Source organism: Ruegeria sp. C11, assembly GCF_056537725.1.
The window spans coordinates 406,410-423,214 of the sequence record NZ_JBQFSB010000002.1 but is presented as its reverse complement, the minus strand read 5'-3'; the positions used below and the strand labels follow the sequence as shown (position 1 = coordinate 423,214).

General features: G+C 56.5%; 16 protein-coding genes. 9 read left to right on the top strand and 7 right to left on the bottom strand.

The genetic code is table 11. From position 1 onward, the window contains the following. Window positions 1-9: 9 nt before the first annotated feature. Both ACR0NA_RS05265 and ACR0NA_RS05260 read left to right on the top strand, forming a co-directional pair. Window positions 10-747 (top strand): glycosyltransferase, encoded by a 738-nt coding sequence (locus ACR0NA_RS05265; RefSeq protein WP_480726709.1) that lies wholly within the window; start codon window positions 10-12, stop codon window positions 745-747. A 144-nt stretch (window positions 748-891) separates the two neighbouring features. After that, on the top strand, window positions 892-1,629 hold the full coding sequence (locus ACR0NA_RS05260; protein ID WP_480726707.1) for a Stf0 family sulfotransferase: 738 nt from the start codon (window positions 892-894) through the stop codon (window positions 1,627-1,629). A gap of 50 nt (window positions 1,630-1,679) precedes the next feature. Here ACR0NA_RS05260 and ACR0NA_RS05255 read toward each other — a convergent pair whose 3' ends face one another. Next, window positions 1,680-3,551, bottom strand: coding sequence for a glycosyltransferase family 2 protein (locus tag ACR0NA_RS05255; RefSeq protein ID WP_480726705.1), 1,872 nt, complete (start codon window positions 3,549-3,551; stop codon window positions 1,680-1,682). A 208-nt stretch (window positions 3,552-3,759) separates the two neighbouring features. Beyond that, on the bottom strand, window positions 3,760-4,062 hold the full coding sequence (locus tag ACR0NA_RS05250; protein WP_480449116.1) for a DUF6476 family protein: 303 nt from the start codon (window positions 4,060-4,062) through the stop codon (window positions 3,760-3,762). Here ACR0NA_RS05250 and ACR0NA_RS05245 point away from each other — a divergent pair. Continuing rightward, window positions 4,061-5,089 (top strand): RluA family pseudouridine synthase, encoded by a 1,029-nt coding sequence (locus tag ACR0NA_RS05245; RefSeq protein ID WP_480726702.1) that lies wholly within the window; start codon window positions 4,061-4,063, stop codon window positions 5,087-5,089. The two genes, ACR0NA_RS05250 and ACR0NA_RS05245, sit on opposite strands and share 2 nt — an antisense overlap. A gap of 150 nt (window positions 5,090-5,239) precedes the next feature. After that, window positions 5,240-6,136 carry an RNA polymerase sigma factor RpoH gene (gene rpoH, locus ACR0NA_RS05240; RefSeq protein WP_170650463.1) on the top strand — a complete coding sequence of 299 codons (897 nt, stop codon included), beginning with the start codon at window positions 5,240-5,242 and terminating at the stop codon, window positions 6,134-6,136. 77 nt (window positions 6,137-6,213) lie between these two features. On the opposite strand, the gene ACR0NA_RS05235 is transcribed toward rpoH, so the two are convergent. Beyond that, window positions 6,214-7,392: a dipeptidase gene (locus tag ACR0NA_RS05235; protein WP_480726699.1), complete on the bottom strand. Its 1,179-nt coding sequence runs from the start codon at window positions 7,390-7,392 to the stop codon at window positions 6,214-6,216. Window positions 7,393-7,562: 170 nt separating this feature from the next. On the opposite strand from ACR0NA_RS05235, the gene ACR0NA_RS05230 reads away from it, so the two are divergent. From ACR0NA_RS05230 to ACR0NA_RS05220, 3 genes are all read left to right on the top strand, one after another. Then, on the top strand, window positions 7,563-8,537 hold the full coding sequence (locus tag ACR0NA_RS05230) for a Gfo/Idh/MocA family protein (RefSeq protein ID WP_480726697.1): 975 nt from the start codon (window positions 7,563-7,565) through the stop codon (window positions 8,535-8,537). Between the two features lie 77 nt (window positions 8,538-8,614). Further along, complete coding sequence (locus ACR0NA_RS05225; protein ID WP_480726695.1) at window positions 8,615-8,884, top strand: DksA/TraR family C4-type zinc finger protein; 270 nt, start codon at window positions 8,615-8,617, stop codon at window positions 8,882-8,884. Window positions 8,885-8,949: 65 nt separating this feature from the next. Further along, on the top strand, window positions 8,950-9,852 hold the full coding sequence (locus tag ACR0NA_RS05220) for a DMT family transporter (RefSeq protein ID WP_480726693.1): 903 nt from the start codon (window positions 8,950-8,952) through the stop codon (window positions 9,850-9,852). A gap of 5 nt (window positions 9,853-9,857) precedes the next feature. Here the strand turns inward: ACR0NA_RS05220 and ACR0NA_RS05215 are convergent, their stop codons facing one another. The 4 genes from ACR0NA_RS05215 to ACR0NA_RS05200 all read right to left on the bottom strand — a co-directional run bounded on the left by ACR0NA_RS05215 (window position 9,858) and on the right by ACR0NA_RS05200 (window position 13,291). Beyond that, a complete protein-coding gene (locus tag ACR0NA_RS05215; RefSeq protein WP_480726691.1) occupies window positions 9,858-10,097 on the bottom strand; it encodes a hypothetical protein in 240 nt (79 codons plus the stop codon). Continuing rightward, the gene (locus ACR0NA_RS05210; protein ID WP_480726688.1) at window positions 10,094-11,914 is read right to left on the bottom strand and encodes a M3 family oligoendopeptidase; all 1,821 of its coding nucleotides are present in this window, start codon (window positions 11,912-11,914) and stop codon (window positions 10,094-10,096) included. Before ACR0NA_RS05210 ends, ACR0NA_RS05215 begins: the two co-directional genes overlap by 4 nt. 109 nt (window positions 11,915-12,023) lie before the next feature. Continuing rightward, a complete protein-coding gene (locus ACR0NA_RS05205) occupies window positions 12,024-13,001 on the bottom strand; it encodes an alpha/beta hydrolase (RefSeq protein WP_480726687.1) in 978 nt (325 codons plus the stop codon). Continuing rightward, window positions 13,001-13,291: an SCP2 sterol-binding domain-containing protein gene (locus tag ACR0NA_RS05200; protein WP_170650446.1), complete on the bottom strand. Its 291-nt coding sequence runs from the start codon at window positions 13,289-13,291 to the stop codon at window positions 13,001-13,003. Before ACR0NA_RS05200 ends, ACR0NA_RS05205 begins: the two co-directional genes overlap by 1 nt. Window positions 13,292-13,360: 69 nt before the next feature. Here ACR0NA_RS05200 and ACR0NA_RS05195 point away from each other — a divergent pair, with 69 nt between their 5' ends. Next, complete coding sequence (locus tag ACR0NA_RS05195; protein ID WP_480726684.1) at window positions 13,361-13,930, top strand: tetratricopeptide repeat protein; 570 nt, start codon at window positions 13,361-13,363, stop codon at window positions 13,928-13,930. 28 nt (window positions 13,931-13,958) lie between these two features. Next, window positions 13,959-16,799 (top strand): helicase-related protein, encoded by a 2,841-nt coding sequence (locus ACR0NA_RS05190; protein WP_480726682.1) that lies wholly within the window; start codon window positions 13,959-13,961, stop codon window positions 16,797-16,799. Window positions 16,800-16,805 lie beyond the last annotated feature (6 nt).

Genomic DNA, 16,805 nt, shown 5'->3' with positions numbered 1-16,805 from the left:
GCACGCAACATGGATTTGATTGATCAGGTGCGTCGGATGTTGATGACGGTCTCGGATGTCGTGCATGTCCACACGCCATATGCCAAACAACTGCTGGCCGAGAACTACGATATACCTGCTGAAAAGTTTCTTGTTGTGGCTCACCCTAGTTACTTTGGCTTCTATGAAGTCGAAGAGATGACGCGCAGGCGCAGGGATATCCTGCCGGATCGCAAGAACAGGGCTTTTGTCCACATAGGCAGGGTTCAGGAAAACAGAGGAGGGCAATTGCTGTGGGCCGGGTTGGCGGCACTAGGCAAACGCAGAAACGATTGGGAACTGGAAATTGCAGGCAAGATTACCCGCAGCGAAAAGCGAGGTTCACAACGCATTCGCGAGATGGAGAACGTGACGTTTCACGATCAATTCCTGCCCAACGATGAATTCGTCCGGGTTGTCGGTTCGTGCCACGTCTGCGTCGCGCCCTTTGATCGGCTGCTGACGTCCGGTTCGGTCAAAATGGCGCTGACGATGGGATTGCCTGTTGTGGGACCGGACGTAATAGCGCTGCGCCAACATCTTCCTGAACCGCTTCATGCCTATCTTCACACGCCCAAAAACAAGCGATCACTGATGTTTCGGATGAGAGATATGCTGGATCTTAGCGATCCCGAACTGTTGAGCCTCAGACAACAGGGGCAGGACTTTGCGTGGGACATCCGCCCAGAGCTTCAAAGCGCGGCACTGCTGCAGGGTGTCGGCGGATAATGGTGGAAATCTTGGGTGCTGAGGCGGAAATTTCTTTGATGCCGTCGAACTTTTTCGACTTGAAGGTGAGGCGTCATATTTTGATGTCACGCCAGTGTGCTTCAGGCTCAATTTCGAAAAAAATATGGGAGGAAGGTGCTGAAAATGAACATTCCCAAAGGTGATTTTTGCGATGCAGCGTTTGACTCGCAAGAAGTCACGCAGCCTAGCACTCTGTTGGTAATTTTTAGTACGCCAAGAAGTGGAAGCACCTTTGCCAGCGATCTGATCCGCAGAACCGGTGTCTGCGTTCCTCACGAGTATTTTCAGCCTCACCAATACCGCCCTGCGCTGGAGGCACGATGGGGGGTCGATAAAGAAGACAATGCCGCATACGTTCAGGCACTCATCAAGCACAGGACCGGCCCTACAGGGGTGCTGGGGGTGAACGTTCATGCCAGCCACATACCAAGTTGGCGCAACGCCGAACCTTACTGGCCCGCCACAATAAGCGAGTTCCGATATGCGCGCATTGGTAGGAAAGACAGAGTTCCGCAGGCCGTGTCATACTATGTTGCAAAAAAGAACGGCGTCTGGAGCTCTGCTTTTGGGGAAGGGAAGGAAGTCCCTTATGACTTTGACAACATTCGCAAAATACACGCAAGACTTGACCAGATGGAGCAACGGCTGAACCGTTTCATACGTGCTGCATCAATTAGCTGCGAGAAGTTCTTTTACGAGGACGTTGTCAAAGATCCCTTTCCGATGCTCGACCACTTTGGAATCTCCGAAGCCCCGACCAGAGACTGGTCAATGGTGAAGAAACAATCGAGCACATGGAAAAAAGAGCTGGTCCAGCGTTACAGGGAGCAACTGGCCCAACAGGACAGTCAGGGGGGGTGACCCGAGTTACTGGGTCTTACATTGTCCTGAATACTGTTTGAACTCTCCGATCACTCTGCTGTCTGCAGCTCTTTTTCCAATGGGGCGGATTGGGGGTTGATCTCAAGGTCTCTCAGGGCCGAATGGATGAAGCCCCCTTCCTGTATGCCCAACTGGGGCAGGCGCCAGCGCAACCTCCGCCCCCACAGGTGGACCGTTCGTGTATCTTCGGTCAGGAAATCGGGTCGAGGGTTCGACGATCTGAGCAGATCATCCAGCCGTTTGAAGCTTACCGGGTAGTACACATCGACAGCTTCGGAAAACTGGATTTCCCCGGTCGAGGTCAGAAAATGCGTCAGCGCGGGTGGGCCAAAGATATCATGCCGCTGATCGCTTGCGTGTTTCCACTGACCGGCAGCCTTCAATGTTCGGGCTTCGGCCTGTTTCTCGGCGCTCTCCCACGGAGCAATCGGATAGGGGTCCAAGACATAGTTCAGGTAGCGCCGCAGCGCCTGACTGTCTGCGGGCAATCCCAACAGCGCATTGCAGACAGAGGTTTTTGAATCGAACCCGTGTACATGCCCCGAGTTTCTCTGGACCGGGTTCAGGCAGTACACATCGGCATCGGCCCAAACCATCCCGGTCTGTTCAATTAGCTTCAGCCGGAAAATATCCGATTGCACCACCGGGGTCCCGAACCGGCTCAACAGGATCTCATTGGGATCGTGAACTTCGCGGGCGTCTACTACATTGACGTCTTCGGGGACATTAGCGACATCGCCATAGGTGAACAGTGTTACGGAATGGCCTTGCCTGACAAACGAAAGCAGGCACATCTGTTCGACAAAGCTCAGCCTTTCACCAATCCACAGCGATCCGATGTCGGGAAGGGTATCGCCGTCCTGAGGGCGCAGAACCTGTTCCAATGGCATCACCGCGCGAGGGGCAATGCCGGGCCGTTCCTTTGGCGGGGCCTCTTCGGTTTTACGGGTTGCACATTTGCCTTTTAATTCAACGTATTCGGGTTGCTGGATAAGTTCGGACACCATCGATTTGTGCCAGTTGAACCCTTTCTTGTGCAACCTGGCCAGCGTCGCGTCCGCGTAGTATTCCTCCAGCTTTTCTTCAACCTCGGGCAAATACCGATGAATGGTTTCGTCTTGTTCACCGCCGCGGTTCCAGCGATCCCAGTAATCTGTGCCCAACACATGCGACATGTGATTTGCCCGGCCACGGTGGCGTTTCAGCAAATAGGCTTCGATCGACCGGACCGCATAGTGATTAAGCTGGGCGACGTCGTACCCAAAGGGGGGCTGGACGTGTCCGCCCATCGGATTGTGACTTTTGCGGGCTCCGCCGGGAACCGACCAGACAAGGTCATTCTGGAATTCAGGCCGCAGGACCGGGCCATGCAAACCGATCCGTTGAAACTTCTCGTTGGGTTTGAACAGCGTCTTGACGAACCTGCGCGTCGCGCCGCCCGAGACAGGTGGCAACTCAGCATCGGTGAACTGTTTGATGACCAAGGTGTTGCGCAGAATGCTTTTGCCGTTGTTCGAAAACAGCTTCCAGGGGACGCTGATTGCGTCAACATCGCTGCCCGTTGCCTGTATCAGGTCGTCGATTTTGTGATTCCCGACGTGGATGTTCAGAAACTCGTCAATATCGCAGACAAAAACCCAGTCGGCCTTTTTGACCGTATCTAACCTGCGTGCCTGACGCAAAGCTGACCGGTGAACACCACCGGGGCCAACTTTGTTGATCTGAAACGTGACCTGCCCCAACTCCTGAAGGCGGGTCAGGATTCGGTTGGTGCCGTCGGTGCAGTCATTTGTGAAGACAACGATGTCGTCAAATCCAAGGACCTTGTAGAACGCGACCCATTCAAGAATGTAGGGGGCTTCGTTCTTGAATGTCGTGATTACAACCTTGTGTCCGCTCATCTTGTTCCGCCTCGTGACGTTGCCGCCGGGATTGATGGTTTTCCGCCGAAGCAAAGCCCATCCGCGATTTTCGGACAACTTTCCTTGCTTCGGGCACTGGTTTCAAGTCCGCGTTTTGCAGATTCTGCCCAGCTGGGTGTTCATTGCCAGACGCGCACCGGTCTTTGTATCTTAATTTCCTCTTACAGCGGAATTTGCTTGCAAATCGTTATTCGACTGCAACTTCCTGCCTGAGTTTCCCGGTTGTCTTGTCGAAAATCAGGATACGCTGATCGTCGGTCACGACCGCGTACCAGTTGTTTCCGATGGTCACGGCCTGTGCCCTTGCGCCATCGGGCAATTCGACCTGATCCGGCAGCGTCGGTGTTCGGTCCGATAGCCGGATGACAATCAGCGCGAATGTGACTAGAACGCCGCCAATCATCACCGCGGTCAACAGCATGACCATGCGCCTGAGCAGCCTGAGCTGTGGCGTTTCCTGCGGTTCTTGCGGTTCGGAAGGGACAGTCATGAGCACTCGCCGGATAGAGTTTGTTATTGCGGCTGCGCCGCCGCCACGCCTTGATAAGGCGCTTTCGCGGGATGTGCCAGACGAGGCGAACCTGTCGCGGACACGTTTGGCCCGGCTGATCGAAAACGGCACGGTTTCGGTGAATGGCGTTCTGACCACGGACCCAAAGGCAAAGGTGCCGGAAGGGGCGTTGGTCACCATCGATGTGGAAGACGCTGAAGACAGCCACATCGGCCCCGAAGATATTCCGCTGGACGTCGTGTTCGAAGACACCGACCTGATTGTGGTCAACAAACCGGCGGGGATGGTTGTGCATCCTGCGCCGGGCTCCCCCAGTGGCACTCTGGTGAACGCTTTGTTGCACCATTGCGGGAAGGACTTGTCGGGCGTCGGAGGGGTAAAGCGCCCCGGCATCGTGCACCGGATCGACAAGGACACAAGCGGTCTTTTGGTTGTCGCCAAGTCGGATGCGGCGCATCAGGGGCTGGCAGCTCAGTTCGAAGCTCATAGCGTTGAACGTTACTACCGCGCCATCTGTTATGGCGTGCCAGATGCAAACGATCCACGCCTGCGTGGCATCAAGGGTGTCAGTTTTGAACCCGGCAATATCCTGCGCCTGACAACTCAGTTGGCGCGGCACAAGACGGACCGACAAAGGCAGGCCGTTCTGTTTCATGGCGGCCGCCATGCGGTGACTAGGGCCCGGGTTATCGAAACCTTTGGATCTCCAGGTGTTCTGGCGATGATCGAATGCTGGCTCGAGACCGGACGAACGCATCAGATCCGCGTTCATATGGCCCATGCAGGTCACGGTCTGGTTGGCGACCCTGTGTACGGAAACAAACGCAAGTTACCGGCCAAAGCGATCGATGAGGGTGCGGCGCAAGCAGTCCGTGGATTTGAACGGCAGGCCCTTCACGCAACGGTGCTGGGCTTTGAGCATCCAGTAACAGGAGAAAACCTGCGGTTCGAGGCGCCCTTGCCGGATGACATGCAAGGCCTTATCTCGCGATTGCGCGGGAAGTGAAATGAACCGCAAAAAGGCGTGATTAACGCATTCTTATCTTTCCTTAATCAAAGCTTAATCCCAAACTGTTACCGCTCCCTCTTGAAAGACAGGATTGGTGACCCATATCCTATGTTAAAGAAGTAAACATTTACTGAAGGGACATGATACATGGCAAATTATGCAAATCTCCCCGCGCCAACGCCCGAAGGTGGATTGAACCGCTACATGCAGGAGATTCGCAAATTTCCCCTGCTTGAGCCGGAAGAAGAATACATGCTGGCCAAGCGTTGGGTTGAAGAGCAAGATACTGAAGCTGCGCACAAAATGGTGACGTCGCATTTGCGCCTCGCGGCCAAGATCGCGATGGGGTACCGCGGCTATGGCCTGCCGCAGGCCGAGGTGATTTCCGAAGCCAATGTAGGTCTGATGCAGGCTGTCAAAAAGTTTGACCCGGAAAAAGGGTTTCGTCTGGCGACCTATGCGATGTGGTGGATCCGCGCCTCAATTCAGGAATACGTCCTGAGATCGTGGTCGATGGTCAAGCTGGGGACGACCTCGGCGCAGAAGAAGCTGTTCTTTAACCTGCGCAAGGCCAAAGCCCGCATTGGCGCGCTGGAAGAGGGTGACCTTCGTCCCGAAAACGTTGCCCAGATCGCCAATGATCTCGGCGTGTCCGAAGATGATGTGATCAGCATGAACCGCCGTATGTCCGGCGGCGATGCGTCGCTGAACGCGACCGTCGGGTCGGAAGGCGAAGGAACCATGCAGTGGCAGGATTGGCTGGAGGACGAGGACGCCGATCAGGCAGGCGATTATGAGGCGCGCGACGAGCTTGAAGCGCGGCGCGAGTTGCTGACTGCAGCACTGGACGTCCTGAATGACCGTGAAAAGGACATTCTGACCCAGCGCCGCCTGATGGATCAGCCCGTCACGCTCGAGGAATTGAGCACGCAATACAATGTCAGCCGCGAGCGTATTCGCCAGATCGAAGTGCGCGCCTTTGAAAAGCTGCAAAAGAAAATGCGTGAACTGGCACGTGAGAAGGGAATGCTTGCATCGGCATAACACTGCTGCAAGAGCCTAACAAAACCCCACGAGGAATGTCCTCGTGGGGTTTTCTTTTATCTCAGGGCTGCCGCAGTCTAATTCAGCCGCTCACTCAGCACCCGGACCATGTTTTCACCCATGACTTTGCGAATTTGCGCCTCTGTCAGACCTTCATCCATCAACGCGGACGTCAATGCAGCAAGTTCCGACGTGTCAAAGGCGGTTTCGACCGAGCCATCGTAATCCGACCCCAGTGAAACGTGATCTTCCCCAACCGTGGCTACGGCGGTCTTGATCATTTTCGCGATCCCTGCAGGCGTGATATCCCCACATGTGACATCGGCCCAGTACCCCATTCCGATCACCCCGCCGGTTGCGGCGATATCCTTCATCAGATCATCCGGATAGTTCCGTTTGACCGGACAGTGGCCGTGCAGACCGCCATGGCTGACAATCAGAGGCATATCCGTCATTTCCAGCACTTCGCGGGCAACCTGCGGACTGGAATGGGCCAGATCTACGACGACAGGGCGTTGTTCCAGTTCAGCAACGACCTGACGGCCAAAATCCGTCAGCCCGGAATTGGCCAAGCCATGCAGCGACCCACCCAATTCGTTGTCAAAGAAATGATGCAGGCCAAAAACCCTGTGCCCTGACTCAAATATCGGGTCCAGATTGGCCAGATTGCCCTCCAGCGGATGCGCGCCTTCGATGCCCAAAATACCGCCAACGACGTTTTCGCCACGGGCGCGCGCCTCAAGCACCGCGTCCAGATCTGCCTTGGATTTGATAATTTTCAATTGCCCGCCCGAAGCTGCCTCGAACTTGTGCAGTTTCTGCGCCTGATAGATCGCACGTTCGCGCAAACTGTCCCAGGTGCGCAATGGCCATAACTGCCCGATCGCCAACAGGGTGATATTGTCGAAGGCCTCGGCCGAGTTGTTGTCGTAGTTCTGGCCAGCAGGCGATTTTGTAACAGCCGTAAAGACCTGCAAAGCGACGTTGCCCTCAAGCAGACGCGGAATATCCACCTGACCACGATCACCGTATTGCGTCAGATCGCGGCTCCATAGCAATGGATCAGCGTGCAGATCGCCAACGATCAGGGTTTCATGCAGCGCCGCTGCCTCTTCCGAAACCGGGTAGGGGTCATGGTCGATAACGTTGTTGCGGGTGTCTTCGATGTAAGGTGGTAGAAAGACGAAAAAGACGACAGCCCCAATGATCAGGGCAAAGACCGCCAAGCCCAAAATCCACTTCAAAATCCTGCGCATATTGAACCTCTCCAAATATCGGGTTCAGACTACGCGGGCTCACGTCAGAGAAAAGCCTGACTTGGCGTCGTTTAGTTGGTACAGGTTGAATCACTTCTGAAAACGCGCGCATTTCCGGGCGAAACATGCTTGGCACAGTTCGCATTTATCACCTTTGTCTGGAGAAGATTATGCAGGAACCGGTTCGTTGGGGCATTCTGGGTGCTGCAAAGTTCGCACGGCAATTCATGGGACCGGCCATTAATGGTGCCAACGGGGCAAAATTGGCGGGTCTTGCAACATCAGATGCCTCAAAGGCACTACAGTTTCAGGAATTTTGCCCGGACCTGCAGGTCTTTGAAAGCTACGACCGGATGCTGGCCGCGCCGGATATCGATGCGGTTTATATTCCTTTGCCAAACCACCTCCACGTTGAATGGAGCCTGAAGGCTATGGACGCAGGCAAACATGTCCTGTGCGAAAAACCGATGACGCTGAAGGCCAAGGAGTTCGATCAACTTATCGCAAAACGGGATGAAACCGGGCTGCTGGCCGCCGAGGCCTATATGATCGTGCATCATCCGCAGTGGCAACTGGTCCGCAAGCTGATTGCGGATGGGGCCATAGGCAAACTGGTTCACGTCACCGGTGCGTTCAGCTTTGACAACAGCACCGACACAACGAACATACGCAACAAGGCGGAAACCGGCGGCGGCGGGCTGCGGGATATCGGTGTTTATGTCATCGGCGCGACCCGTTTCGCCACAGGGCAGGAGCCTGATACCGTCTCGGCCGCAATCCGGTGGGAAAACGGGATCGATGCATTTACCGAAATACGAGCCGCCTTTCCGGACTTTACCTATTCCAGCTACGTGTCGATGAGGATGCACCCGCATCAAGAGATGGTTTTTCACGGTGAGGGCGGCGTGATCCGGCTGACTGCGCCGTTCAATGCACGGGTATTCGGTGAAGCTAGGGTTGAGCTGCACCGCCCTGGGTTGGAGGTTCAGGTCACACGGTTCCCGGGCGATGATCACTATAAGCTTCAGGTCGAGGCATTCTGTCGATCCATACGCGAAGGTGTTGCCTATTCCTGTCCGCTGGAGTTTTCGCGCGGCACACAGGACATGATCGACCGGGTTTTCGATAGCGCAGTGGCGTTATAAGCATCCCACCCGCCAACTTGCCAACTGGAAACAGCGTCGTCTAATCTGTTCGGACATTGAATTGCAGAGGGTTTGTCATGGCAGGTGGTTGGGCACGTGACGGCGCGGTCAGCGAACAGATCGAGGCATCGATCAATGATGAGCTTGCCCGGATGCAGGCACAAAAGCGACCTGTGGGTGAAAGCCTGACGCATTGCGCGGATTGCGACGAACCAATTCCCGAAGCGCGGCGTGTCGCGATACCGGGGGTCAAGCTGTGCATCGAATGTCAGCAGGAAATGGACAGCACCTTCAAACCCCGTGCCGGATTCAATCGGCGCGGATCGAAGGACAGCCAACTGAAATAACAGCGGCGCGCGACAACCGATTTTGGTCGCAGCGACATAAGTTGCAAAATTGATTGGAGTTGTTTGTGAAGGCAAAGCCTGCCCCTTCAGTTTCGTTTCTGAACAACGGATTGGCGTTGGGGTTTCTTGCGGCTTTTTTTTGGGGAACGCACAGCGTCATCGTTCGGTATCTAACGGGTGATCTGGGCGGTCTGCAAATCGCTTCGACAAGACTTTTCATCGCTGCGGCAGCTATTTACGGGTTATTGCGCGTTCTCGACGCCAAGGTCCGGATTGATTTCAGAAACTGGAATTTTCGGCTGGCGGTCATCTCGACCGTCGTGAACTACATCCTGTTTCACATTGGCTTGGAACACACAGGTGCAGCCAGCGCGATGGTCCTTGAAAACACCGCTCCGTTTTTTGTTCTGGCCTTCCTCTATTTCTTCGCGGACGGCACCGTTGGCCGCAAAGAGGTGATTGCGACACTTTTGGCGATCATCGGGGTGTTCCTGACCGTCTATCGCGACTTTGAGGGTGGCGGTGATCCTGTGATTGGAGATTTGATGGAAATCGGGGCTGGGCTCAGTTGGGCGGTGTTTCTGGTTTCCAGCAGCCGCGCGATGCAATCGTCGACCAATACGGCCGAACGGCTCAACTTCCTGTTTGGGATTTTCCTCTGCGCAGGGGTAATTCTCGCACCGCTATCTCTGTTCGGAGCGGTTGTTCCTACGGCCAAAGATCTGTTGTTTCTGGTCCTGCTTGGCGTGTTTCCCACAGCGATTGCGTATTACCTTTGGTACGAGGCCGCGGCCAAAGTCTCGACCGTTTCGGCGTCGTTGATGTTCGCGATGTCGGTTGTGTTCACGTTTGTGAATTCCGCCATTTTTCTGGGTACACCCATTACGTTACTGGCCATTATTGGTGCAGTGCTGATCGTCGGCGCGGTAATACTGGCGACGAAATCGGATACCAAGGAAGCGGAATAGCTTGGTCAGTGACGGGTCCTACGACGTCGCCACCGCCGGTACAGATTGACATCCATCGCCGCAACCATGATCCCCAGCGGGATCATCCAAAAGCCCAGAACCGGCAGAAATCCAAAAATCCCGCCGACAATCAGCAGCATTCCGACGACGATGCGCAGCCCTCGGGGAACGTTGCGGCGAATACGGGCAAGGGCAGGGCGCAGGTGCGTCTTTAACGCGTCCCAGCGCCCTTTGAGGTTGCTCAATCCTCCATCGCCTCCAGTTCGTCGATGAAGCCGGAAATCATGCTCAGGCCCTTGTCCCAGAATTTGGGATCGCTTGCATCAAGCCCGAATGGCGCCAGAAGTTCCTTGTGGTGTTTGGAACCGCCCGCTTTCAGCATGTCGAAGTACTTGTCCTCGAAATCTTCGGCGCCGCTGGCATAGACCGAATACAGCGCATTCACCAAGCCATCGCCAAAGGCATAGGCGTAGACGTAGAAGGGCGAATGCACGAAGTGGGGGATATAAGCCCAGAATGTTTCGTACCCGTCCATGAATTCGAACGCCGGGCCAAGGCTTTCTGCCTGAACGCTCATCCACAGCGCGTTGATGTCATCTGGGGTCAATTCGCCTTCGCGTCGTGCGGCATGCAGCTTGCATTCAAAGTCGTAAAACGCGATCTGTCGGACGACCGTATTGATCATGTCCTCGACCTTACCCGCCAGCAGAACCTTGCGCTGTTCCGGTGTCTCGGCCTGATCCAGCATCTTGCGGAAGGTCAGCATCTCACCAAAGACCGACGCCGTTTCGGCCAGCGTTAACGGGGTAGAGGACAACATCTCACCCTGATCGGCAGCCAGAACCTGATGCACGCCGTGTCCCAGCTCATGCGCCAGCGTCATCACGTCACGCGGTTTGCCCAGATAGTTGAGCATTACATACGGGTGCACTTCGGTGACGGTTGGGTGCGCAAATGCGCCGGGCGCTTTGCCGGGTTTCACTGCCGCATCAATCCAGCCTTTCGAAAAAAACGGTGCCGCGATTTCGCCCATGCGGGGGTCGAAGGCGTTGTAGGCATCCATGACCGTCTGTTCGGCTTCGGCCCAGTTCACGATGCGCGTGTCCTCCATCGGAAGGGGGGCGTTGCGGTCCCAGACCTGCATCTTGTCAAGGCCAAGCCACTTGCGCTTCAGCTCGTAATACCGGTGGCTCAGCTTGGGATAAGCGGCAACCACCGCCTCGCGCAGCGCTTCGACCACTTCCGGTTCCACATCATTGGACAGGTGGCGGCCGGTTTGTGCCGTTGGCATCTTACGCCAGCGGTCAACGATCTCTTTCTCTTTTGCCTGTGTATTATGAACGCGCGCAAAGGTCTTGATATTGCTTTGGAAAACCTGCGCCAGCTCACGCGCTGCAGCTTCACGTTTGTCACGGTTCTTTTCGGTCAGAAAGTTCAGCGTGCCTTCGATGTTCAACTCTTCGCCATCGACCGTAAAGGTCAGCCCGGCGATGGTTTCATCAAACAGTCTTTCCCACGCATCGCCAACGACGCCCAGATCGTGCAGGAATTTTTCCAGCTCATCTGACAACTGATATGGTTTCATCGCCCGAATGCGGCGGAACACGGGTTCATACCGTGCAAGATCAGTGTTTTCAGCGAAGCGCGCTTTCAAAGTGTCATCTTCGATGCGGTTGATTTCCAGCGTGAAGAACACCAGAGGCGTCGTGAAAACGGTGATTTGTTCCTGCATGTCAGACAGGAATTTGGCGCGGTCGGCATCCGTGGTCAGTTGATAATACCGCAAGCCCGCAAAGGACATGATGCGACCCGCGATCGTGTTGATCTTTTCGTTTCGCCGGACGCAGTTCAACAGCTCGGTCGCGCTCAGATCAGCCAGCTTACCTTCGTAGTCGGCGGCGAAGGCCGCACATTCGGTTTCCAGCCATTCCAGATCGCGCGCCAGTTCCGGTGCCTCTTCGGATGTGTAGAGGTCCGTCAGGTCCCATTCCGGCAGATTGCCCAGATTATCGGAACCGCCCGCTGCGTTGGCATCACGAACGGGAAATGGAAGGTCGAGCATGGAACACCTCAAGAAACTGCGTTTGCCAACATCTAGGTGCAGGCCAAGGGGATCACAAGCAGCGACGCAGGCTAACTGGGTTCAAAACCAACGAAACCGTGGCCCTGGATCAGCGAGTGCAGGCCGGCTCGGGCGCGCAGTTTTTCTGTTCTTGCGAAAACAGGCCCGAGAGCGCTTCGAAAACCGGGCCGCGAACCTCCGGGGCTTCCATCAGGACCTCATGTTCGCCATCAGGGATTTCGATTAGTCGTCCTCTGGGCCAGTTGGCCATGCGGGTCCGAATCGCATGGCGATCCACGATTTGCTCATGACTGCCTAAATAAGTCAGACAATCCACGTCCGGGGCAGGCTGCTCCATCAGATATGCGCATTCGTTCAGCGCTTCGCGCAGCCAAAGTGTCGAGGGTGCGCCAAGTGCAAGTTCTGGGTGGGCCGCCAATTGGTCTTTCATCATCTGATACATTGCCGGATCGCGTGTCAGCACATTCCCGTCAAACGGTTGCGTGGCAACATAGCTTTCCAGAGATGTCGTTGGCGGTGTTTTGGTACCAAGACCGAATTTGGGGCCCCAATAGGCCGTGACCCAACTCAGCGGCTTCATGATTGGGGTAAAATAAATGCCCCACATCGGCCCGGTAAAGGCACAGGCTGCAAAGCAATTGTTTTCCATCACCGCGCGTAGACCGATCGCACCCCCCATGGAGTGCCCGATCACATACCACGGTTTGGGCAGATTGAGTTCTTCGGCCAGTTTCAGCGTTGCGGAAACGTCGCGCTGATAGTCCGTGAATTTATCGACATGTCCCACGCGCGGGTCGGACAACAGTTTGTCCGCCAACCCCTGACCCCGCCAGTCAATCGCCAGAAAGGCAAAGCCGCGCCCAACGAATTCGCCCGCCGCATTGCCGTATTTTTCAATGTATTCCGTCCGACCCGGAAACATCATCACAGTTCCGGTCGGTTTGCTTTCAGGTCTCCAGTGGCCAACGCGAATACGCTTGCCGTCCGAGGTCTGAACCCAGTGCGCTGTTCCACCGGCGGGTCCGCCGGCCACGTCTTCGAAAAAAGGGGCCGGCGTCAAACTCATCAGGCCAGCACCGAGGCTAATTTCATGGCAATTCCCATATCGCCATCCACGCTGAGTTTACCGGACATGAATGCGCCGGTCGGGTTCATCTCGCCGCTGAGGATCTGTTCGAACGTGTCCGCATCGGCGCTGAGGGTTACATCTGCTTCGTCGTCGCTGACGCGCGCGCCGTCACCATCCAGAACAATTGCGCCCAGATCGGCAATTGCGAACTTGGCGGAAGCATCAAAGCCACCGCCTGCCAGTTTCTCGTTCAGTGCAGCTGCCGCTTTTTCAAGAATGTCACTCATGGTATTCCTCGTGTTGTTTCAGCGCCGTGATTGGACATCCTCAGGCGCTACGCTACAGTGAACTCTGTTATGAGCATTGAAAACACCAATCTCAAAGGTATCGTCGCGGCAATCGCGTTCATAGTCATGTTTTCCGGAAGTGGCGCCGCGCAGGTGGCTGATTCCGGAAACGAAACAGAACTGCTCGAACAACTTTCGCAGGCCGACTCGGTTCAGGCCATTGGAATCGACAGGCAGCTCAAGGCGATCTGGGAACAGTCCGGTTCCGCCTCGGGTGATCTGTTGCTTGAGAGAGGGCGCGAAGCGCTGGAAAAAGGCGATGTTTACGCGGCACTCGATCATCTGACTGCTCTTACCGACCACGCTCCGGACTTTGCCGAAGGGTGGCACGCCCGGGCCTCGGCCCTATTTGGGATGGAGCGGTTCGGGATGGCCGTAGCCGATCTGGAACACGCACTGACCCTGAATCCCAATCAGTATGACGCGATCTATGGGCTTGGTCTGATTTTCGAAGTGATCGACAAGCCCGAACAGGCGTATGAGGCCTATTCACGTGCTCTGGCTATACATCCCCATCACGAGGAAGTAACCAATGCCCTGAATCGGCTGAAGCCCCGGATCGAGGGCAAGGCACTCTAGCGCTCCGATGCCGGGGCAGGGGGCAAAGGTGAGCGGGTCATCCCGAATAGTGGCCGTTCTCGGCCCGACGAACACAGGCAAGACTCATTATGCAGTTGAGCGCATGCTGGGTTACCGGTCCGGCGTTATCGGCCTGCCGTTGCGCTTGCTGGCACGCGAGGTCTACGACAAAATCGTCGCCATTCGCGGCCCGTCTGTTGTAGCACTGGTCACTGGCGAAGAGCGTATCGTGCCACCCCGCACCCAATACTGGGTCTGTACCGTCGAAGCGATGCCCGAAGGCATGGGCGCGGATTTTGTGGCGATTGACGAAATCCAGCTCTGCGCCGATCCCGAACGCGGCCATGTTTTCACGGATCGCCTGCTGCGCGCTCGCGGAACGCACGAAACGCTGTTTCTGGGCGCGGATACCATGCGCGGTCCAATTGCCGCGCTTGTCCCCGAAGCGCAGTTCGTTCGCCGCGAACGTATGTCTCAGTTGGTCTATTCCGGTTCGAAAAAGATCAGCAGGATGCCGCCCCGCAGTGCGATCGTCGGGTTTTCCGTAGAAAACGTCTATGCAATCGCCGAACTGATCCGCCGTCAAAAGGGCGGTGCTGCAGTTGTCATGGGGGCGCTCAGCCCGCGGACCCGGAACGCGCAGGTGGCGCTTTATCAGAATGGTGAGGTCGATTACCTCGTGGCCACCGACGCCATCGGGATGGGACTCAACCTCGATGTGAATCACGTGGCGTTTTCGGCGCTGTCCAAATTCGACGGGCGGCGGATGCGGCCATTGGCCCCGAATGAACTGGCCCAGATCGCCGGCCGGGCAGGGCGGGGAATGTCGGACGGCACCTTTGGCGTGACAGGTGAAGCCCCGCCTTTGGACGAGGGAGTCGCGCAGGCCATTATGGACAGCCGATTTACGCCACTGAAAAAGCTGAATTGGCGGAATGCCGCCCTTCGGTTTGGCTCGGTCGATGCACTGATCGACTCGCTTGAAGTCAGCCCAAGCAGCGAACACCTGACCAAGGCGCGCCCTGCCGACGACCTAAACGTCCTGAAATCCCTTTCGCAAGTGGCCGAGATTGCAGCGCGCGCAAGCGATGGTCCATCTATCCGCATGCTTTGGGATGTGTGCCGAATCCCTGATTTTCGCGGCATCAGCCATGCCGAGCACGCCAGCCTGCTCGAAGTAATCTACGGCCACTTGCATGAGCGCGGTTCGATCCCAGATGACTTCATGGCGCGGCAAATCCGCCGGATTGACCGAACGGACGGGGATATCGATGCTTTGTCTAAAAGGTTGGCATATATTCGCACCTGGACATATGTTGCGCAACGAAACGGCTGGGTGCGTGACGAATCCCATTGGCGTGAGGAAACGCGCACTGTAGAAGACAGGCTGTCGGACGCTCTGCATGACCGTCTGACTCAGAGATTTGTGGACCGGCGCACATCCGTATTGCTGCGCCGGCTCAAACAGAAGGAGGCCCTTTTGGCCGAAGTAAATGACAAGGGTGAAGTGACCGTCGAAGGCGAATTCGTCGGTCGTCTGGAAGGGTTCCGGTTTACTCCGGACAAAAGCGCGCAAGGAGCCGAGGCGAAAGCCTTGAAATCGGCGTCCCTGCAAGCACTCGCGCCGCAATTCCATCTGCGTGCCGACCGCTTTTACAATGCACCCGATACCGAAATTGATTTTACCGATCAGGGTGGCCTGATGTGGGGTGAATATGCCGTCGGCAAGCTTGTTGCCGGGGCTGAGCCACTTAAGCCGCAAGTCGAAGTATTTGTGGATGAGGCCGCTGGCCCTGACGTCGAACAGAAGGTGCAACGTCGTCTGCAGCACTTCATCGACCGCAAAGTGGCGGCGTTGTTCGAGCCACTGCTGAACCTGTCCCGTGACGAGGAACTGTCCGGTCTGGCCAAAGGCTTTGCCTTCCGCATGGTCGAAGCACTGGGCGTTCTGCCACGCACGGATGTAGCCCAAGAGGTCAAAGACCTTGATCAGGATGCCCGCGGCGCCCTGCGCAAACATGGGATCCGCTTTGGTCAGTTCACCATATTCATGCCCTTGCTGCTGAAGCCCGCACCGACGCGCCTGCGTCTGGTGTTGTGGTCCCTTGCTGAAGGCCTGCAGGAATTTCCCGAAGCGCCGCCGCCAGGCCTTGTTACCGTTCCGACGGCCAAGGATGCGCCCAACGGATATGACACCAAATGCGGCTATCGCGCGGCAGGAGAGCGTTCGATCCGCATCGACATGCTTGAGCGTCTGGCCGACATGTTGCGCTCGGAAGACAGCCGTGGCGGGTTTGAGGCCAAGCCCGACATGCTTTCGATCACCGGCATGACGCTCGAACAGTTCGCCGATCTGATGCAGGGGCTGGGCTATAAGGCCGAGAAGGGCGAGCGCGAGAAAGCCAAAGTCGCTCCGACCGAAAACGTGGTCAAAGACGATCAACCCACCGCAGAAGCGCCCGAACAACCTGCCGCCGAAGAGTCGCCAGCGACCGAAAGCCCTGCAGAGGAAGCTTCGGCACCCGCCGAGGCGTCGGCCGAGGCCACCGAAAGCCCCGAAGCGGCAGCCGAGGCCCCCGTTGCGGAGCCGGCAGCGGACGAGCCCGAGGTCGAAGTGTTCTATACGTTTACCTGGGGTCGCCAGCGTCAGGCTGATCGGGGACCACGCCGCGAGCAGCGTCAGGGTCAGCCCAAGGGCAAACCGCGTGGAAAACCGCAGGACGGTCGTGGCAAGCCGCACGGCAAGAAAGGTGGCAAGCCGCAACAGGGCGGCAAGACCTTTACTGCGCGGCCGCCGAAAAAGGAAAAGGCGATTGACCCGGACAACCCGTTCGCTGCGGCGCTGATGGGGTTGAAGGAAGGTAACTGACCGACG